Source organism: Cardinium endosymbiont of Sogatella furcifera (assembly GCF_003351905.1).
Classification (GTDB): Bacteria; Bacteroidota; Bacteroidia; order Cytophagales; family Amoebophilaceae; genus Cardinium.
This window is the reverse complement of the sequence record NZ_CP022339.1, coordinates 767,945-787,305: the sequence shown is the minus strand read 5'-3', so window position 1 is coordinate 787,305 and position 19,361 is coordinate 767,945. Positions and strand designations below refer to the sequence as shown.

The window sequence follows — 19,361 nt, the reverse complement described above, 5'->3', positions numbered from 1 at the left end:
ACTTATTTTTTTGTATGTAATTTTGCATCCACTGCATACATCGTATGTGGCACAACTTTCAAACGTTCTTTATCTATCACCTTACCTGTTAATATACAAATACCGTATGTACCATTTTTAATGCGTTGAATCGCAAGCTCAATTTGTTTGATAAACTTTTGTTGACGTTCGGCTAACTGACCTACGTTTTCTGTCTCTATTACTTCTGCATTTTCTTCAAATGGTTTGCCTGCAGGTTCAAGCCCTGCCTCTTGACGACTCAAAACTTTTTCTAAAACTTGAAGCTCATGGTTAGCCTTTTCTAATTTTTCTAAAAGAATTTTTTCAAAAAATTTCAGATCCTCAGATGAGTATGCTTCCTTTGCCATAACTTTTTGCTCTTAATGGTAAATAACCTATGGTAACAGCTTTAAACACTGCTATTACACCACTTTAATTTAACGGCTTCATATGCCCTAGCTAACGAATAAAAGGGCATCTATAGGCTGTTCCAAAGCAATTAACATTCTACCACAATGTTCGCAAAGTACGATCTTATTGCGCTCATATACGCCTATTTTTTGCTGAGGAGGAATAACGATACAACATCCACCACAGGCTCCTTTTTTAATCGGGACTACTGCCAAATTGTTCGGCACATTTTTTCTAATCCTTTCATAGGCAAGATATAAAGGCTCACCTAGCATGGTTCTTGTCTCTTTTCTTTTTTCATGCAACCTACGCTCTTCTGCCTCACTTGCTTGTAAAATGATTTGAAGCTCTTCTTTTTTTAAAATCAAGTCAGCTTTCTTTGACGCCAAAAGTTTGCACAATCCCTCTACATGCACCTCCTCTTGCTCTATGCTGCCATAGGCAGTACGTAGAAATTTTTCTGCAAGTTGAATATCTAATTTATGCAATTCAAGTTCCTTGGTAATCGCATCATACTCCCTATTGTTACGCACTTCCATTTGCTGGACTTCGTATTGCTGGCACTTTTTTTCTGCTTGCTTGATAAATGCTTTTTTATGCACTACCTCCTCGCGCAACTCGGTCAATAGTGCTGTACGCTCCTGTATGGTTGCAGATAACGTTTCTATATGGGCTTCTAATGCATACACCTCATCCGGTAGGGTGCCCCTAAGCTTAGCGATATCATTAAGATGTGTATCCGTTTCCTGTAGTTCAGAGAGCTTAGTCAATTTAATTGCAATATTTTTATCCATTCGTTAGTCGTTAATATGATGCACAGGATTGGTAATAGTTTTACAGCGCAATATTACAATATTATTAAATTCTTTTGATAATAATGCAAGGATTAGTTTTTTCAAACCCAATCGCGTCGCATGATACCCTATATCAATCAGTAAGGTTTTACCATTCGCTTCTAAAAACTGCTCATATTGTAGCCCTGTTGTAATAAATGCATCTATTTTTTTGCGCAGTACCTCTTTGAGTAGCCAACCACCACTTCCCGCATAAACTGCTACATTTTTGATAGGACGATCGAAATAATTGGTATGCTGAAGATGGGATAAAGTGAGTTTTGTTTTAATATATTTCAAAAAATATTTGGCTGGTAATTCTATGGGCAACGTACCTAGGAGACCACTACCCATACTGTTTACAATGACTTCTACTTGCTCTAAATAGTAGGTGACCTTTTCATAAGGATGCACATGCAATAAAGTTTGAATGATTTTCTCTTTACAAGCCGTAGGAACGATAAAAGCCAATTGGCTTTCTTCTGCAAATTCTAACCTTGCATCAGCAGCAAAAGCCGCCACACCCGTTAAATTTTGAGTGGCCAATAGTGCGCCTACTTGACATAAAGCCTGTACCAAAGGTTTGGTTGCATGAGGGGGCACAAAAGTAGTTAACCTATACAACATAACCTTGTGCGGCATAATGGGATGGGCATCCTGTAACTCAATCAAATTAGCCATTTTATGGCTGGTTCCCCGACCTAGATGGTCTAAATTGCTGCTAAAAACATAAATCGTAAGTGCATGCTGTATCGCTTTAATCACACACCTTCCTGCATAACTCTCTGGTACAATTTGAGCCAAAGGTTCAACACAAAGAGGTTGATTTACAATTATCAAATTACATTCTTTTTCGATAGCTTCCTCCAAGAGGGCTTCCGTTATATCCAGGGCAATTAAGATACCGGTTACTACATTACCTATATCACCGACTACAACGCCAGACGTGTCTACACTATGCGGACTCAACTGAACTTTTTGCTCCAAGTAGTTGATAACATCAGATATAGTAACCACCGTATCGCTATATCTGGGTGCTTTTATGGTCATTGTGGTGTTCAATATACAAGGTTAATCGGTTTAGCGCTGCATCATGGTTAATATAACAAATATATCGTTATTTGTGTAATAGAGTCAATTATTTTCAAGATAGATCTTATGTATTTGCTAGGGCTACAAATACTCAGTTGGGGGTATGGTGGTGTGGTGGCACTGCGTAATTTTCTTTACAAAAAGAATTTAAAAAAAAGTTTTTTCTACCAAAAACCCAAAGTGATCAGCATAGGTAATCTTGCATTAGGTGGTACAGGAAAAACACCTTTGGTGATCTACTTGGCGCAACTGCTGGCCAAGCAGCACGCCATCGCGGTGCTTAGTAGAGGGTATAAGCGCAAATCCATCGGCTTTAAAGTAATCAATGGGTTTGACACTGCCTTAACAGCTGGTGATGAACCTTACCTGTTATATAGGCATTTTATGGATCACCCTAATGTAACGATTGCAGTTTGCGAAAATAGAGCCAAAGGAGTAGCAAAAATTATGGAATATAAACCGAATGTGGCGGTTATCCTTTTAGATGATGCTTTTCAACACCTGCGCCTAACACCAGACTTAAATATTTTACTGACTGCTTTTCATCAGCCTTTTTTTAAGGACCACCTACTACCATTAGGGCGGCTGCGTGAGGCACGCAAAGGAGCCTCCCGTGCAGACATCATCTTGGTTACCAAAACGCCATCCAACCTACCCCCATCAAAGATGGGTGCCATACAAACAGCCATCCAAAAATACCATACCAAAGCCGTTCCAATCTTTTTTACCCATATCATCTACCATCCTCCGATCAGCATCAGCAACCGGAAGCAGGCTAGCTTACCTACTACCTTATTACTGGTGACAGGTATTGCAGATCCCCTCCCTTTACAAAACTATTTAGCAAGCAATGGCCATCAGGTTACCCACCTGGCTTTTCCAGATCATCACTGGTTCAGCGCTGCTGATGCATCAGCCATCACCCGTCTATTTCATAGCTTAAGCGATTCAGACAAAGCTATTGTGACCACAGAAAAAGATTATGTGCGACTAATAAACCACCCTTGGAGCAAGCTATTTTCCCCATTACCTATCTTTTATATACCTATGGAGATGGGATTTACGCAAGAAACGCAAACCATGTTTGAAACAAAAATTATGGAAGCTTTAGGTTTTTAGCCGATATAAAAAACGCATTTTCATAAAATTTATTATACCTTGCAAAAGGAATTTTTATCTTATTTTTTACTTAATCCAAAGGCATGCGTACGCTACATTTTTGATCAAAAAAAGTAAGATTAACATTCTTTTGACTAAACGAATAGCTCATTTTTTAAGTAGTAAAGTATAATGGTAGATCTTTCGATTGGGTGGAGATATAGTTTATTTTTTTTAGTTTTTGCCCTACCACTACGCACGTATGGAGCGGAAAAAGCAGAAGATATTTTCGAAAAACCTCAAGAGGAAAAAGTTGCCGCCACCTCTACCTTTTTTATCACCCCACGAGCGGTAAAACAAAACTACAGAACCTATCATCGGGTGGATCGTTCTGTAACCAAAATGGACCATTTTACAGTGGCAGAAAAGCATCACTACAACTTTCAAGACCTTGGTAACCACTGGACCGCTGCACAGCCTATCTTTTATAAGCTCCCAACACATATAGGTGCAACCTATGGGCTATCTGCCTATGATGGTTACTTTCCACACCCTGAAGATATACGTTACTATGACACACACCAAGCCTATGCATATTTTAATGTTGTACTAGCCAATTTGGGTAGTTTTATATTTAATGGCTGCTACACCCAACGCTTGCTGGAGACTTGGCATATAGGCACCAATTGGTATGGTGCCATGACAGAGAATGAATGGCCGCATCGTAAAGACGATAAAATCGTTAATGCGTTTCCCTGTTTTGACCTTTTTACCCATATTAAAAGCCCATCTGGCACCTACCACCTATTCACCAGTTGGTCACATAGACAATACCTGGCTAGAGAGACTGGAGGCGTATGTTCAAGTAAAGACTCATTTGCATTTAAGGAACAAAATCCAAGTAAGCGTTACCGATCTTCTTTTCCACTCCTAGCAGAACCATACATGAAAAACAAAATTGACAAAGAAAAGAAATGCATGCATAAAGATCGCAGACGGAATTTTTACCTCTACCACCATTATGAGTGGAGCAAACCGCTACAACTATACCATGAATTGCATTATGCTTCCAAAATGAATGTAGGAACGATTGAACATCCAGATGAAACCCTACTGGATTTTATAGCTTATGACGCCCATCCTGCACTTGACAAGGAGCATAACAGCGTGGTCATGCAATCTTTCGGTAATGAAATAGGGGTAAAAGGCGATATAGCACAACCCAATTTATTCTATGCACTACATTATAGGTTCGAAAAGATTGATTTAAACTATAATTTCTCTAAGCCTGAATCAGCACAATACCATCGTCCTTTACAGGGGCAAAAAAAGGAAACAGAACATTACCTAGGTGGCCATACACGATGGAACTTTATGGGGCAGCAGAAGCTGGCGTTAGATGGCGCCTACCTATTACAACAAGGAGGCTATCATAAACTAAATGTAACCTACGAAAGCACATTTTTTAAGGTCGCTTTGCATACCATTAAACATAAAACGCCCCATATAGTAGCGTATGGCTATAGCAGACACAGGCTATGGAACAAGGATTTTGTCGCACCATCTACACAAGCCATAGATGCAGCTATATGGTATGATGCACCCCATATAGCTATTCATCCTATGCTATTGCTATCTTTTAAAAAACTAAACAACTATATCTACTATAGGAACACCGACCCTACAGCGGATCGTTGCATCGCTGAGCCTATGCAAGCAACCCAACCTATTTACCTGCTTTCTCTAGAAGGCAACCTAAACATTTGTTGCTTGACCTATCTCCATTTTGACCACCACCTAACGCTGTTGCTCAAGGAAAGCGGCAAAGGGGACAAAGTTTTTACAGGCTATCTCCCCCCCTATATGTATACAGGCCGGTACTATTATGCACACCAACCTTTCGATAAAAAGATGGAGATAGAAACCGGTCTAAATATACATTTTAAAGAGTTATACTATGGAGATGGTTATGATGTAGTGGCACAGCAGTTTTACCGCCAAAACAAATTTGCTGTACAAGGCAGACCCATTGCAGACATTTTTTGCAATGTGCGCATCAATAATTTAAAGCTTTCCCTTAAATACAGCTATATCAACGAATATTTTCATACACCAGCAGCCTATTTTGCCACACCATTTTATCCTGGCCTAAAAAAAGCAGCAGATATTGGCATACATTGGTCGTTCTTTGATTAGCCTTTTTGTGCCAAGCTATATATGCATAACGCAACATTATATTGCAATCTGTTTGCTGAGCAAAAAACAGCTCGCCGCTTCATATTTTTTGAAAAATTCCTTGCAACTACGTACCTTAGCATGGTCCATGTTTATTTCAATCAGTTGTGTCTAACCGCTTATGGTACATTTTAGATTATTTAACCAGCTGATGCGCGCAAAAAAAGTCCCCTGGATCAGCTATCTATTGGGTTGTATCTTATGGGCGCCTCGTGCACACGCCACGCCGGAAGCAACTGGGGATTGTGTTATGGAACATGTAGCAGATGCACATAGCTGGCATTTTGCCACCATTTCGGGCAACCATATTGAACTCCCATTACCCATTATACTCTATTCTTCAGATAGAGGCATAGAGTGTTTTTCTTCTGCGCGTTTTTATAATCCGCACCACCAACCTACGGACTATCATGGCTACCGCCTGGTGCATCAAAAAATTCATTGTATAGATCCCAATAGAGCTGTTTTAGATCTATCGATTACCAAAAATATAGCGGCGATGTTTGTCAGCATTGTACTACTCGTTAGCGGACTGCTATGGACCAGACAACACTATCGACGCGCCCCCTTTGCCCCCCCCAAAGGGTGTTTTGCTTGTATAGATCTAATCATATCTTTTGTAAAAAATGACATTGCCCTGCCTAACATAGGTAAGCAGCACCATGCAAGATTTTTGCCTTATCTATTAACCATTTTTTGTTTTATATGGCTCAATAATCTTTTAGGGCTGCTGCCAGGTGGTGCCAATGTAACAGGCAGTATTTCCGTCACCTTAGTGCTAGCGGCTTTTACCATCCTAATGACCGTTTTTAATAGCAACAAGCACTATTGGCGCCATATATTTAAGCCAGAAGGCGTACCACGTTGGTTGTTGCCCATTATGATTCCAATAGAAATATTGGGCATTCTAACAAAGTTTTTTTCCCTTATGGTACGGTTATTTGCCAATATCACAGCAGGCCATATTATCTTATTAAGCATTATAGGACTTATTTTTAGTATGAAAAGTACCTGCATAGGCTTTGTAGTCAGTGTACCTTTTGGTACTTTTATGTTTTTACTAAAATTGCTCGTTGCATTTTTGCAAGCCTATGTGTTTACGCTACTTTCTGCCATTTATTTGGGGCAGGCGGTTGATGAAGGCAGCCATTAGTATGGTTAATTTGCCGAGTTTTTATGTATATTTACCTATCATCTTTAACGATTAAACGAAAATTTCTATGTTAGATATAAGTTTATCATACGCTGGTGCCAGTATTGGTGCAGGTATTATTGCCTTAGGTGCAGGTATTGGCGTTGGAAAAATTGGATCCGCGGCTATGGAGGCAATGAGTAGACAGCCAGAAATGAGTGCAAAGATTCAAACAGCCATGATTATTGCTTGCGCACTGGTTGAGGGTGTGGCGCTTTTTGGTGTGCTGGTTTGTCTTTTGATAGCTACCAAGTAATATTTTTTAGTCAGATCAAATCGCCTCTTTGCCCACAACGCTAGCTGTCATGACGCTAATAACACCCGATTTTGGTATTATATTTTGGCAAACTACCACTTTCTTAGTGGTCCTGTTGGTATTATCTAAATTCGCTTGGAGACCTATCTTAGAAGTAGTCAAAGCACGAGAGGATGCCGTAGCGCATGCTATAGATACCATCACTGAAGCACAAACTTGCATGAAGCAAGTAGAGGATGACCGCGCTAGGTTAATAGGGGAAGCAGAGTTGGAACGTGCACGCATTATTGATGCTGCATTGGCCACCCAACGGGAAATCATTGACCAAGCCCATCAGGAAGGCTTAGCTGTAAAAGAGCAGTTGGTCACACAAGCTAAACTTGAAATCACCAGAGAAGAAGCACGGGCACTGGAAACAGTCAAAGCCCATGTTGGTTCATTAGTCGTTCAAGTGGCTGAAAAACTATTGGTCAAAGAACTCAGTCAAGATGCATCTCAATGGGAGCTCATAGAACAGTTCACAGGAAAACGATCTACTTAGTGCAGACAACCGCCTAATCTATGTTTAAAAACAAAAAGATAGCAGCACGGTATGCTAGCGTTTTTTTAGCCCAAGCCATTCAAAGTGGTATAGTGAAACGCATCCATAGTGACCTCTCTTTTTTGCACCATCAGTTTAGGGATCATCCTATATTAGATAACGTACTCAACAATCCTACCATACCCCATGCTGAGAAACGAAAACTACTCCAAACAATAGACAACGCAGTGCTCAGCCCTATGGTATGGAGATTTCTTGAAATACTTATCGATCAACATCAAATCGGTTTACTAAAGGAAATTTTAACCGCCTTTTCCGTCGCCTATCACCACCATATGGGGATTCAATCTGCCCTTGTAACGACTGCTGTTGCGCTACCAGAAGCTTTGGTCAAAAAATTAATAGAAGAGGTAAAAAGGTGGGTGCCCTGTAAGGAAGTGCGGATGAAGAAGCAAATTGATCCCTCTATTATTGGAGGCTATATCCTTCAAATCGGTGAATTAAAGCTAGATAAAAGTATCAAACATAGTCTGCAGGCACTACAAAGTGTTTTACGCTAGGTGTTATAACACACCCATGCAAGCTGTAGCCTTCTAGGGAGCAGACAAAATTATAATGGAACAAATGGCACAAATAAATACAGATGCGGTTACTGCAATACTCAAAACACAACTATCCAATTTTAAAACGGAGGCTGAACTAGCAGAGACAGGTATAGTGATTCAATCTGGTGATGGTGTAGTACGCATCTATGGGCTCATCAATGTACAAGCCGGAGAGTTGTTGTCTTTTGCGAATGGATGCAAAGGATTGGCATTAAACCTAGAAGAGCATATGGTAGGCGCGGTGATCTTAGGCGAGGCCAATGCCATCAAAGAAGGGGATGTGGTGACGAGAACCAAACAGGTCGCTTCCATTCAAGTAGGTGAAGGGCTACTAGGCCGTGTGGTGGATACCCTTGGAAATCCCATAGATGGAAAAGGCCCTATAGTCGGCGAAACATTTGAAATGCCCCTAGAACGCAACGGTCCTGGTGTCATTTACCGTCAACCAGTAGATACCCCCCTCCAAACCGGTTTAAAAGCCATCGATGCCATGATTCCTATTGGCAAAGGCCAAAGGGAGCTCATCATTGGGGATAGGCAGTCTGGTAAAACCTCGATTGCGCTAGATACCATTCTCAATCAACGTAGGTTATTTGAGCAAGGCAAGCCTGTGTATTGTATTTATGTAGCCATTGGTCAAAAAGCATCGGCTATAGCGGGTGTAGTCGAAACATTGACCAGGCAAGGTGCCATGGCCTATACTACTATTGTAGCTACGCCCTCTTCTGCTTCTGCACCCATGCAGTCTTTTGCCCCCTTTGCAGGTGCAGCTATTGGTGAGTTTTTTAGAGACACAGGGAGAGATGCACTCATCATCTACGATGACCTTTCCAAACAGGCCGTTGCGTATAGAGAGTTATCGCTATTATTGCGCAGGCCACCAGGCCGAGAAGCCTTTCCGGGAGATATTTTTTACCTACACGCACGCTTATTGGAGCGTTCCGCGCGCATTATTGCTGGTGATGACATGGCCGCCTCTATGAATGACATTCCACCTGCTTTAAAGGGCAAAATAAAAGGGGGTGGATCACTTACTGCCTTACCGATTATAGAAACCCAAATGGGTGACGTATCTGCCTATATTCCAACCAACGTTATTTCCATTACGGATGGGCAAATCTTCTTAGAAATGAACTTATTTAATGCAGGCATCAAGCCAGCTATTAATGTAGGGATTTCTGTATCTCGCATTGGCGGTGCGGCACAAATTAAGGCGATCAAAAAAGTAGCTGCTACCTTAAAATTAGATCAAGCTCAATTTGCTGAGCTAGAAGCTTTTTCAAAATTTAGCTCTGATTTAGAAGCTACCACCAAGAAAGCTATTGAAAGAGGCCGTAAAAACCAAGAACTACTCAAACAAAACTTACATGCCCCTATGGCCGTAGAAGAACAAGCGGCTATTTTATATATAGCCATGAATGGCTACTTGGATGATGTTCCATTGGCTCAACTCAAAATATTTGAGCGGCAATTTTTGGAGTTGCTGCGTGCCCAACATCCTACTATGCTGGAAGCTATTGCAAAAGGCGAATGGGGAGAGCCAATCATGGAAGTATTGGTAGCAGTAGCCAAACCACTTCTCATAAGGTATAGTGCTTAAAAAGGTATTTCTAGCCATTTATATTTTTTGACAAAAAAGAAAGCAAAGCAACCCAATTACTATGGCACATCTTAAAGAAGTAGTAGACCGCATTCATTTGATAGCCTTTACCCAGCAAATTACCAAAGCGATGAAAATGGTATCTGCTTCAAAATTGCATAAGATCCAGCAGGTGCTACTACCTTTAAAAGAATATACCACAGAATATAGCCTATTGTTGCATCAGGCATTACAAAATAGGAATGCCCCCCCTGCTTTAACCAAACCAAGTAGCGGGCAGCGGCTGTTAGTGGTGGTAGTGGCTGCCCATCGAGGGTTGTGTGGTGCCTTCAACAAAAATGTACTCAAAGCAGCTTATGAACAGATCACCCAACAAACACCCGCTACCACTGTAGAGGTGCTGGTTATTGGAAAAAAAGCCGATCAGTTTTTTAAAAAGTATGATTTTCCGGTTATAGATGACTATGTAGCACTGCTAGAAAAACCGCTTGACCAGGCTAGTGGCACACTCACTACCTATTGTATAGATGTTTTTCAGAAGGATAGGTATACGGAAGTTATATTGGTTTATACTGCTTTTAAAAATTCCGCCAAGCAAGAGGTAGCTATAGTCCCTTTCTTGCCTTTTTTGCCGCAGATGGTCGCACAGGAGCACCCCTCCCCTACACAGCCACTGTATTACATTTATGAGCCCTCCCAACAACTGCTTATAGAAGCACTTATTCCTAAGATATTGCAGCATAAAATCATGCATATGCTGGTTGAATCCAGTGCCAGTGAGTATGCTGCAAGAATGGCCACTATGAGCCAAGCTACTGACAACGCAGATGAGCTTTTAAAGGTACTACGTATCAGCTATAATAGAACGAGACAAGCCTTGATCACCCACTCGCTAGCAGAGATTACAAGTGGTGCAGAAGCTTTAGCAGAGTCGTAAGGCATTATTATTTTTACTTTTTTCTTGATAAAAAAGTAAACAAAAAATCAAGCCCTCGGCAAAAAGTCACTGCAACTGCCATCTGAGAGATGAAAAAACAGAAAGCGCCCCCTTCGGGGGCTTTAAAGGAAACTGTTTTTCCTAATCATCTCTCAGATGACACTTGCCACACCGCTACTTTTTACAGGGGCATTTTGCTTTTAATGCAAAAAAACTATTGCCTGGAACAGATACAATCGCAGTATTAACTAATTTTTATCATCAGATTGACCCAACTGTATAATACGGCAATTTTCGTTTTCATTTTTTGTAGATGTAGAGAAAAAGCAATCAGGCATACAATGTTTCGAATAAAGCAATCTCTCTAAAAAAGATGCATTAGTAGCAAGCTTTTCAGAAGTAAAATGAATAAATTGTACCGCTCTTAATAAAATATTTTTTTCTTTTTCATTTACAATGAAATAAGCTCCCTCTTCTATATAGTTTTGGTTAAGCTTTTCAGCATTTAGAATGTACCACTTTTGCGTTTGTTCTATTTCAGACAATTGTTGATAACCTTCTGCTGTTAAATCAAAGAAATCTGATTCTAAGATTTCCTGTTTAGCATACTGATAAAGTATTTGTATACCCCTACCTGTTTCTATAAAATCAAATAACATACGTGTTTTTTTAATTTACCAATTTGACCTTTAGCTAATTTAATGTACTTAATCATTATAAATTAAGTCTGCTGTACTTACCCGATTCCCTTCTGAAGCAAAAAAATACTGCAACATAGACAATATTTAACGTCTTACCCCAACGGACACACTACATGCCTACCACAATTGCATGAAAATAACCAGCAGCGCTTTCAGCTAATCCCGTTGGCAAATGCGCACGTATGGGCAATAGGCACATATGGTAAGGTCGGCTGTTTGCACAAAAGGTAACACAGGGTTAAATAGTTCTAAAAGAAGTGCCTTAAGGCCCGTTTCAAAGGGTTGAAGATAGGCTTGCATATCCTCTATCCGATGGTAATGTGTACCATGATCAGATTGAAAGATACCAGGGGTATAATCCTTTAAAAAAAGCTCCCGGATATGGATCAGATAAGGCATGATCGACTGGTGCAGATCGGCTCCATGCAGCGAGTGAAAAAGCCAAGCATAAAAAAAAAGCTGAAAAATAGCCTTGTTTTTTTGAATCTTAGTAGGGTCAAATAAACTAGCGATAGGCCCTACTTTACCGTTAGAGAGACCGGTCTTATAGTCTATCATGCGGATCACGTGATGGCGCCTATCTATACGATCTACTACACCGCCCAACCAAACCTTTCTTTCTCCATCTAACGCCATCGACTGCTGCATGGCTACCTCAACGCCCAAAAGAGTAAAGGGGGCCTCTGCACCATCCAAATCCAACATAGCCGTTACGAGCTTTTCAAGGAGCGCACGCAGCAATAAAGGAGCACCAATCGGAGTGTGCGATGCAGCCATAGCCTCCTCTATCTTACTATGTACTTGTCCTTTTAGCTGCATAACCCTGCTTGTATCGACCTGCATGTCTACAAAAGGTTGGTACAACCTCGCCATCACATCATGAAATAAGGTTCCCAGCTGCACCATTTCTGAATCACCTTTTGCCTTCTGCTTGAGCTGTAACACATACCTAAAATAAAATTGAAGCGGACAAGATAAATAAGCAATTAGCGCAGCAGGCGTTAGGCGGGAAGAGGCCGCTAGAAACCGATTTAACAACTGCATGACTGCATCTGATTTCTGAATAACAATAGGCGCTATGGGCCTGTCCAGCAGCTGTAAGGAATGATGAGCGGTTATAATATTTAATTGACTATCAAAAGTCAATTGTGTCCACAACCGGCTTATTTCACCCGCTGCATCTAAATGATTTTTTTGGACATAGTAACCATATATATTTTGGGCACGCTGCAGCAACCTATAAAACCCATAGGCCGTTTGCTGTTCTGCCACTTTATCTGCCAACGGTAGCCCAAAGCTATAACATAGGTCATAAGGTAAAAAAGAATCCTGATGCGTCCGTTTAGGAAAGCACCCTTCATTCATACCCAGAAAGAAAACATTTTCAAAATCTAAGTTATAGGATTCAGCCACGTCTATAATATAGAGCCCAGTAGCAGGATGATCTATATGGAAGGGCATGTTACTAGACTTTAACCCATGTAAGAAAAAAGCAATGGAGCAGTCCGCCATTTCTGCTATGAGCCCCTCTATATAGCTCAATAGATGACGCAATGCCGTTTTATTTACTACCCAGAAGAGACGATCCGTCTCTATAAAATGGCCATACATATAGGTTAAGCCTGCCTGAAGGTAGGCCAAAAGGCCCTCCTGATGCAACCATGGGTCAAAGAGGGACCGTAGCATACGCCCATCCAATGGTGGGCGCATGGCAGCGCCCTGAGCCGTTTCTGCTGCAAATGGATCCCATAACACCCACACAGCAGCCATATGAGTATAGATGGCCTCCTGCCCGGCCACAAAGGACTCCCACAACTGCACCAATCGCTCTACTATGCAATAGATCACCGTAGCATGGAATGGGTACGATACCCTACAATGGAGCGGAATAGATCGGTCCGCCAGCTGATCAAATAAAGGTATCAATAGATCGCTACCGCTGACTACAATAGCGGTTTGGCTAGGCAGAAACCTAGGCTTGCCCTCGTCTGTTTTTTCTGCTAAGGCAGCCACTACGGCTTGCACCTGTGCGACCGACGTAGGTACTTCGGTCAAAAAAACTTTTTTACCGGGATCATTGAAATAGGTAGCGGGTGAAAAACCACTTTGGAACCACTTTTTTTCCCTATGCTGACGCAAGTAATGGCCCGCTATATTGACTAGATTATCTAAATAGTGGGGATCCGTATCCCAGAAAAAGGCAGTCGAAGCCATCGCTTGGCATTGTTTTATAAACTCCGCTTCAACAGGCATTAGCCTATTAAACCCAACAAAGACCAGCGCTTGATTCCTTATTTCCGGTAAGGGTTGCGCCATGCTATAACACAGCCCTTCATACCCTTTCCCTTCTCTTATTAACCCTTCCCTAAAAGATGCATAGAGCAGCGGCAATTGCTCCCAAAAACCCATCGATTCTTTTTCTTTCCATAGTGGTAAAGAACGTACCTTTTTAAAAGCATCTAATGGCCCCTGATGGCAACGCGCCTCCCTAGTTCGTTGTTTGTATAAGGATTCAAACAACGCCACCCCATCGATAAGGTAGCTATCTATGGCATTAAAATCTTCTAAAAGGATGCGACCCCAACGCGCAAATTGCTCAAAAGGCTCCTGACTAATCGGCCCAACCGATGCATATAGCCTGCGCAACAAAGCCCAAGTAGAGAGCAATGTGAGCTTGCTATGGCTACGCATCAACTGATGCAAGGTAGTACAGCCAGCTTGCCATTTGGCCTTGTGGCATACAAACCCGCAATACTCCATAGATAGCTGATTGGGAACGATCACAAGAGCGGTGTTGGGTCTATGGGATCTATTTAAATACCCCACAACCTCTTCTAAAAAAGGTTGATGCGTTATGGTTTTCATAGCATCCTTGTATATCTTAACGAAGATAATTATACTTATAAGGTACCAATAGCATATACATGCTGACATCAGGCTGCATGGATGGCAGGCCTAATAAGGATGTATGGCTTTTTGGTGGATTGATCATAGCCAAGCCTAACGCTAAATTCTTTTTAATCTATTATGTTACCTTTTAAACTTATATATATAGCCACCAAAAGCACAAAAGTGATGGCCACTCTTTACCTACTATTGATGCCATTAACTGGGCATGGAGCCATTGCACACAAGCTAAGTAGAACAAAACCACCCAAAGCAATGAACGATCGAAGGGAAGAGACCATTCCTTTTAGCGGCACTACAGGTTGGATCGTATTAAATACTATTTCTACAAAAGATGGTCAACGCATTGCTTTGGATAAAAATGATCCCATGCCCGCTTTCCCCCCTGCGCGTCAGCATCTTAAAACGTTGGTATGCGTAGACAGTCCATATGCAACGTGCCTGCCCATGGCCATAACTGAAGCAAAGACACGCTTTAAGTATCGCGAACTTATTATGCAAGGTATTACATTTTTCATCAATTATATTCAGAAAAAGTTAGATATATTAAAATATCAATTTAGCTCTATAAAAGGGCAGATGCATACTGCATCTCTCTATCACACGCTAAGCTATCTATCTCATCATATGATGCACCCCATTTTCATTGCTTTGTAATGGACCATTGGCCATGATTGCTTACAGCTCCCATACCACCCAACAGCCTATGATCTATGCCGCATACTTATGGCCCAGGCCACGCTTGACACCATCTGCAAATATGCAATACCCAAGCGCTTTCTATACCAGCTTCCTGTTTTTTTCTTATATTTATCCACTATACATTAACCTAACGATTCCTATACTACATGGCATTTCTTATTAAAACCATTCAATTCTTAGCCGCTTTATTTATTATGGTTGGCATCCATGAATTGGGTCATCTACTTTTTGCTAAGCTGTTTAAAATGCGGGTCAAAAGCTACATGATTGGCTTCCCACCCAAACTATTTAAATTTAAATGGGGTGAAACAGAATATTCCTTAGGGTCGATTCCGTTAGGTGGCGCTGTTCAGATTGCAGGGATGGTAGATGAGGCATTAGACATGGATCATTTGCAGCATAATCCACAACCTTGGGAGTTTCGGTCAAAACCAGCTTGGCAGCGGCTCATCACTATATTAGGGGGCATCGCTTTTAATCTAGCCAGTGGCATCCTTATATGGATTGGTGTAACCTATAAGATGGGGTATACCTATTTACCTAAAGATGAAGTAAATAAATATGGTATTATGCCCAATTCAATTGGAGCGGAAATGGGCTTTAAAAGAGGTGATCGCATCATCCAAATCAATGGAAAAGATTTTGAAGACTTTAATGACCTCTTATCACCCAACCTTTTACTCCGTAGCCACAATAGCTATACCATCCATAGAGCAGGGAAGCTATGCACGCTATCTATTTCAGAAAAATCTATAGAAAATGTATCAGCTCTCCAAAAAGGCCTTTGGATAAGGCCGATTTACCCTTGTGTGATTGGCACCGTCCGTCCAGATAGCCATGCAGCGCAAGCAGGCTTCATAGCTGGCGATCAAATCCTTACACTAGCGGGCCAGCCTACGCTTGACATAGACGAATTGCATCAAGTAGTGCAAGCTTCTATCGGCAGATCAGTTGAAGCGACCTACTTACGCGCGGGTATAGAAATGGCCACGCAGGTCGAAGTAGGCCCACAAGGGTTAGGTATTCAATTAGCTCCACTGAAATACAAGCAACTGCATTATTCATTGCTAGCCTCTATTCCTGTGGGTCTCAGCAAAGCGTTTGCATTGATTCAGGTACAAGCTTTAACCATCTGGAAATTAATCACAGGAAAAATTAGCATCAAAAAATCTTTAAGTGGCCCCATTGGCATTGCGCAAAACTTTGGAGATGAATTTATTGGGTCCAGATTCTGGACATTGATTGCCTATTTATCCATTGCGATGAGTGTAGTCAACTTGTTACCTATTCCAGCATTAGATGGAGGACATGCCCTATGCATCATCTATGAAGCACTATCCGGCAGAAAACCTTCCGCTAGATTCTTGCAAGGCATCCAAAAACTGGGCATGATCTTTATATTGTTGCTTACAATTTATGTATTCAGTAATGATATTCGTAAATTATTATAAATAATCCATTGCTTTCACTGGTCTGGCACATTATTTGCTTGTATGCTGATAGAGCATATATAGAACAGTTTACTTTCGAAACGCTATATGTGGTGCATAATTTTTAGCAGCGTCGCACGTATCAGCATAGTAAGAGGTATTTAAGGTGTATAGACAAGCCAAAAATAGCCCACGCAAATAGCATTTCGGAAGGGGGCTACTGATAGAAAGGAAAATATAAACCAAGCATATGTACTTCAATAAGTCACTCGTAATGGATGGGGGCCTTTCTTCTGGATGGGGTGAAGATGGCATAGGCGGCATGGTAGAGCTGATTGTCTCTGATGAAAAAGAACAGCTCTCCGATACCAGCAGCCGCATACCCTTGTTGGCACTACGTAATACGGTCCTTTTTCCTAATGTAGTGGTGCCTATTACCGTTAAAGAAAGGCAGGCCATGCTTTTAATAGAAGCCATACATGAAAAAGATGGCCTCTTAGGCATCATTGCACAACGCAACCCAGAAACCTTTGAAGGAAAACCAACCGATATATACCCTATAGGTACACTAGCCAAGATTATTAAAATCATTAATTTACCCAATGGCAGAACGATTGCTTTGGTGCATGGCAAACAAAAATTTCAAACGATTCAGCTTTTTACCGAGGCGTTGGGGTTAGAAGCTACCATTCAACTCCTCAAGGACCAACCCTCTAAGGAAGATAAAAAGGTACTTGCCCTGATGCAATCCTTAAAGGATGTGGCCATTAAGATCCTAAAGTTTCGGTCTGATGGCACGAGTGAAGCACAAGCAGTATTAACCAATATTAAAAGTCTGGATTTTCTTACCTACTTTTTGGCTTCTAATTTAAACACAGACATCCACTACAAACAAAAGTTGCTAGAATTAAGCAATAGCACCAAACGTGCGAACTTGCTTTTAAAGCACCTTTTAAAAGAACTAGAAATTTCAGAACTTAAAAAAGAGATTCAGGATAAAGTTCATTCGGATATTAGTCAGCAGCAACGGGATTATTACTTAAGGCAACAGGTCAAAGTACTACAAGATGAACTAGGCGAAAACGACCTTTCCGACGAAATCGATGCATTGCGTGAAAAAGGCAATAAAAAACAATGGACTAAGGAGGTAGCAGACTATTTTAAGAAGGCATTGGAAAAAGCTGAGCGCATGAGCCCGCATAGCCCAGACTATTCCATTAGCATCAACCATGCAGAGCTGCTTGTAGACTTGCCCTGGGAGAGCTATACCAAAGACAACCTAGACCTGAATAGAGCCAAAAAGATTTTTGATGCAGACCACTATGGCATTGAAAAAGTAAAAGAACGTCTTTTAGAGTTTTTAGCTGTATTACAGCTAAAAAAAGATATGAAAGGGCCCATCTTATGTTTATGTGGTCCGCCTGGGGTAGGCAAAACGTCTTTAGGGAAATCTATTGCAAAAGCGATGGGCAGGAAGTATGCGCGCATTGCGCTAGGCGGGCTCAATGATGAGGCAGAGATACGGGGTCATAGGAAAACCTATATTGGTGCCATGCCTGGGAAAATTATCTACAACCTGCAAAAGACTGGGGCATCGAATCCGGTTATTGTATTGGATGAGGTAGATAAAATAGATGGGATGCGTGGCGACCCAGCCTCTGCCCTATTGGAGGTATTAGATCCAGAGCAAAACAATGCTTTTGTAGATAACTTTTTGGAGGTGCCCTATAACCTGTCTAACGTGCTATTTGTAGCCACTGCGAATTCGATGGACCGTATTCCAGCTGCTTTACAGGACAGAATGGAAGTCATTGAAGTGAATGGCTATCTACTGGAAGAAAAAATAGAGATTGCCAAGAAATATCTTTTCCCCAAACAAAGAAAAGAGCATGGCCTGAAAGCCACTGATCTAGCCCTACAAGATGATGCCTTGGCTACTATTATAACCCATTATACACGCGAATCGGGTGTACGGGAGTTATCCCGTCAAATAGCGAATATTTGCAGAAAGACGGCTAAATCCATTGCTTTAGGGGAAGCGTACACTAAAAAAATCAAACAACCTGACGTGATTGCGTTGCTGGGGCCAGAACCCTTTGATCAAACGCCCTACCACACCACGGCCCTACCTGGTGTTTCGGTTGGGTTGGCCTGGACGGCATCTGGGGGTGAAATTCTTTTTATAGAGTCTGTTCTAAGCAAGGGGAAGGGAAGGGTTAATTTGTCTGGTCACCTAGGGGAGGTCATGAAAGAATCGGCCATGACTGCGCTCTCTTACCTAAAAGCCAATGACCAATACCTGGATGTAGCGCATGGTGTATTTGAGAATTATGACTTACACATTCATGTGCCCTCTGGGGCAGTGCCTAAGGATGGGCCTTCTGCAGGGATTACCCTTTTTACCTCCTTGGCCTCTTTATATACGCAAAAAAAGGTCAAAGACCGCTTGGCTATGACAGGCGAAATCACCTTACGGGGGGAAGTACTACCAGTAGGCGGCATTAAAGAAAAAATTCTAGCGGCAAAACGGGTAGGTATGCAAGAGATTATACTCAGCAGCAAGAATAAAAAGGATGTGCAAGAGATCAAAGAAGTCTACCGGAAGAACTTAATCTTTCACTATGTAGATTCTGTAGATCAAGTCTATCGTTTGGCCCTACAAGAAAATAAAATCGCTAATGCCAAAGTTTGGGAGGGTGGTGAAAGGGCAACAGGGAAGTAAAATAGATCGTATTTTTTTAAGCCACCATTTTAGTACGAACCAGTGGGTAGATTTGCACTAAAATGGTGTAAATTATAGGCGACATGCTAGCTTGCATTG

16 protein-coding genes are annotated in these 19,361 nt (G+C 41.4%); 11 read left to right on the top strand and 5 right to left on the bottom strand.

From position 1 onward, the window contains the following. Positions 1 to 2: 2 nt before the first annotated feature. The 3 genes from CE557_RS03430 to CE557_RS03420 form a co-directional block, all read right to left on the bottom strand. The gene (locus tag CE557_RS03430) at positions 3 to 368 is read right to left on the bottom strand and encodes a TraR/DksA family transcriptional regulator (protein ID WP_114910205.1); all 366 of its coding nucleotides are present in this window, start codon (positions 366 to 368) and stop codon (positions 3 to 5) included. Positions 369 to 455: 87 nt separating this feature from the next. Then, complete coding sequence (locus tag CE557_RS03425; protein WP_114910204.1) at positions 456 to 1,205, bottom strand: zinc ribbon domain-containing protein; 750 nt, start codon at positions 1,203 to 1,205, stop codon at positions 456 to 458. A 3-nt stretch (positions 1,206 to 1,208) separates the two neighbouring features. After that, a complete protein-coding gene (locus CE557_RS03420) occupies positions 1,209 to 2,306 on the bottom strand; it encodes a Nif3-like dinuclear metal center hexameric protein (protein ID WP_162789987.1) in 1,098 nt (365 codons plus the stop codon). A gap of 96 nt (positions 2,307 to 2,402) precedes the next feature. Between CE557_RS03420 and lpxK the strand changes: the two genes are divergently transcribed. The 8 genes from lpxK (at position 2,403) to atpG (ending at position 10,800) form a co-directional block, all read left to right on the top strand. Further along, complete coding sequence (gene lpxK / locus CE557_RS03415; RefSeq protein ID WP_114910202.1) at positions 2,403 to 3,455, top strand: tetraacyldisaccharide 4'-kinase; 1,053 nt, start codon at positions 2,403 to 2,405, stop codon at positions 3,453 to 3,455. A gap of 171 nt (positions 3,456 to 3,626) precedes the next feature. Further along, complete coding sequence (locus CE557_RS03410) at positions 3,627 to 5,630, top strand: putative porin (protein ID WP_114910201.1); 2,004 nt, start codon at positions 3,627 to 3,629, stop codon at positions 5,628 to 5,630. Between the two features lie 160 nt (positions 5,631 to 5,790). Beyond that, complete coding sequence (gene atpB / locus CE557_RS03405; RefSeq protein WP_114910200.1) at positions 5,791 to 6,822, top strand: F0F1 ATP synthase subunit A; 1,032 nt, start codon at positions 5,791 to 5,793, stop codon at positions 6,820 to 6,822. Between the two features lie 67 nt (positions 6,823 to 6,889). Beyond that, entirely contained in the window at positions 6,890 to 7,117 is a 228-nt protein-coding gene (atpE, locus tag CE557_RS03400) for an ATP synthase F0 subunit C (RefSeq protein WP_114910199.1), read from the top strand. Positions 7,118 to 7,166: 49 nt separating this feature from the next. Next, positions 7,167 to 7,658 (top strand): F0F1 ATP synthase subunit B, encoded by a 492-nt coding sequence (gene atpF, locus CE557_RS03395; RefSeq protein ID WP_114910198.1) that lies wholly within the window; start codon positions 7,167 to 7,169, stop codon positions 7,656 to 7,658. A 20-nt stretch (positions 7,659 to 7,678) separates the two neighbouring features. Further along, entirely contained in the window at positions 7,679 to 8,218 is a 540-nt protein-coding gene (gene atpH / locus CE557_RS03390; RefSeq protein ID WP_114910197.1) for an ATP synthase F1 subunit delta, read from the top strand. A 64-nt stretch (positions 8,219 to 8,282) separates the two neighbouring features. Continuing rightward, a complete protein-coding gene (gene atpA, locus CE557_RS03385; RefSeq protein ID WP_114910473.1) occupies positions 8,283 to 9,863 on the top strand; it encodes a F0F1 ATP synthase subunit alpha in 1,581 nt (526 codons plus the stop codon). A 61-nt stretch (positions 9,864 to 9,924) separates the two neighbouring features. Continuing rightward, complete coding sequence (gene atpG, locus CE557_RS03380) at positions 9,925 to 10,800, top strand: ATP synthase F1 subunit gamma (protein WP_114910196.1); 876 nt, start codon at positions 9,925 to 9,927, stop codon at positions 10,798 to 10,800. A gap of 248 nt (positions 10,801 to 11,048) precedes the next feature. Here the strand turns inward: atpG and CE557_RS03375 are convergent, their stop codons facing one another. Then, positions 11,049 to 11,459: a hypothetical protein gene (locus CE557_RS03375; protein ID WP_114910195.1), complete on the bottom strand. Its 411-nt coding sequence runs from the start codon at positions 11,457 to 11,459 to the stop codon at positions 11,049 to 11,051. A gap of 198 nt (positions 11,460 to 11,657) precedes the next feature. Beyond that, the gene (locus tag CE557_RS03370) at positions 11,658 to 14,366 is read right to left on the bottom strand and encodes a PD-(D/E)XK nuclease family protein (protein WP_162789986.1); all 2,709 of its coding nucleotides are present in this window, start codon (positions 14,364 to 14,366) and stop codon (positions 11,658 to 11,660) included. A 162-nt stretch (positions 14,367 to 14,528) separates the two neighbouring features. Between CE557_RS03370 and CE557_RS03365 the strand changes: the two genes are divergently transcribed. From CE557_RS03365 to lon, 3 genes are all read left to right on the top strand, one after another. Next, positions 14,529 to 15,065, top strand: coding sequence for a hypothetical protein (locus tag CE557_RS03365; RefSeq protein ID WP_114910193.1), 537 nt, complete (start codon positions 14,529 to 14,531; stop codon positions 15,063 to 15,065). 191 nt (positions 15,066 to 15,256) lie between these two features. Then, positions 15,257 to 16,561, top strand: a complete 1,305-nt coding sequence (gene rseP, locus CE557_RS03355) for an RIP metalloprotease RseP (protein WP_114910191.1) — start codon at positions 15,257 to 15,259, stop codon at positions 16,559 to 16,561. 229 nt (positions 16,562 to 16,790) lie between these two features. Continuing rightward, positions 16,791 to 19,262, top strand: a complete 2,472-nt coding sequence (gene lon / locus CE557_RS03350) for an endopeptidase La (RefSeq protein WP_114910190.1) — start codon at positions 16,791 to 16,793, stop codon at positions 19,260 to 19,262. Positions 19,263 to 19,361 lie beyond the last annotated feature (99 nt).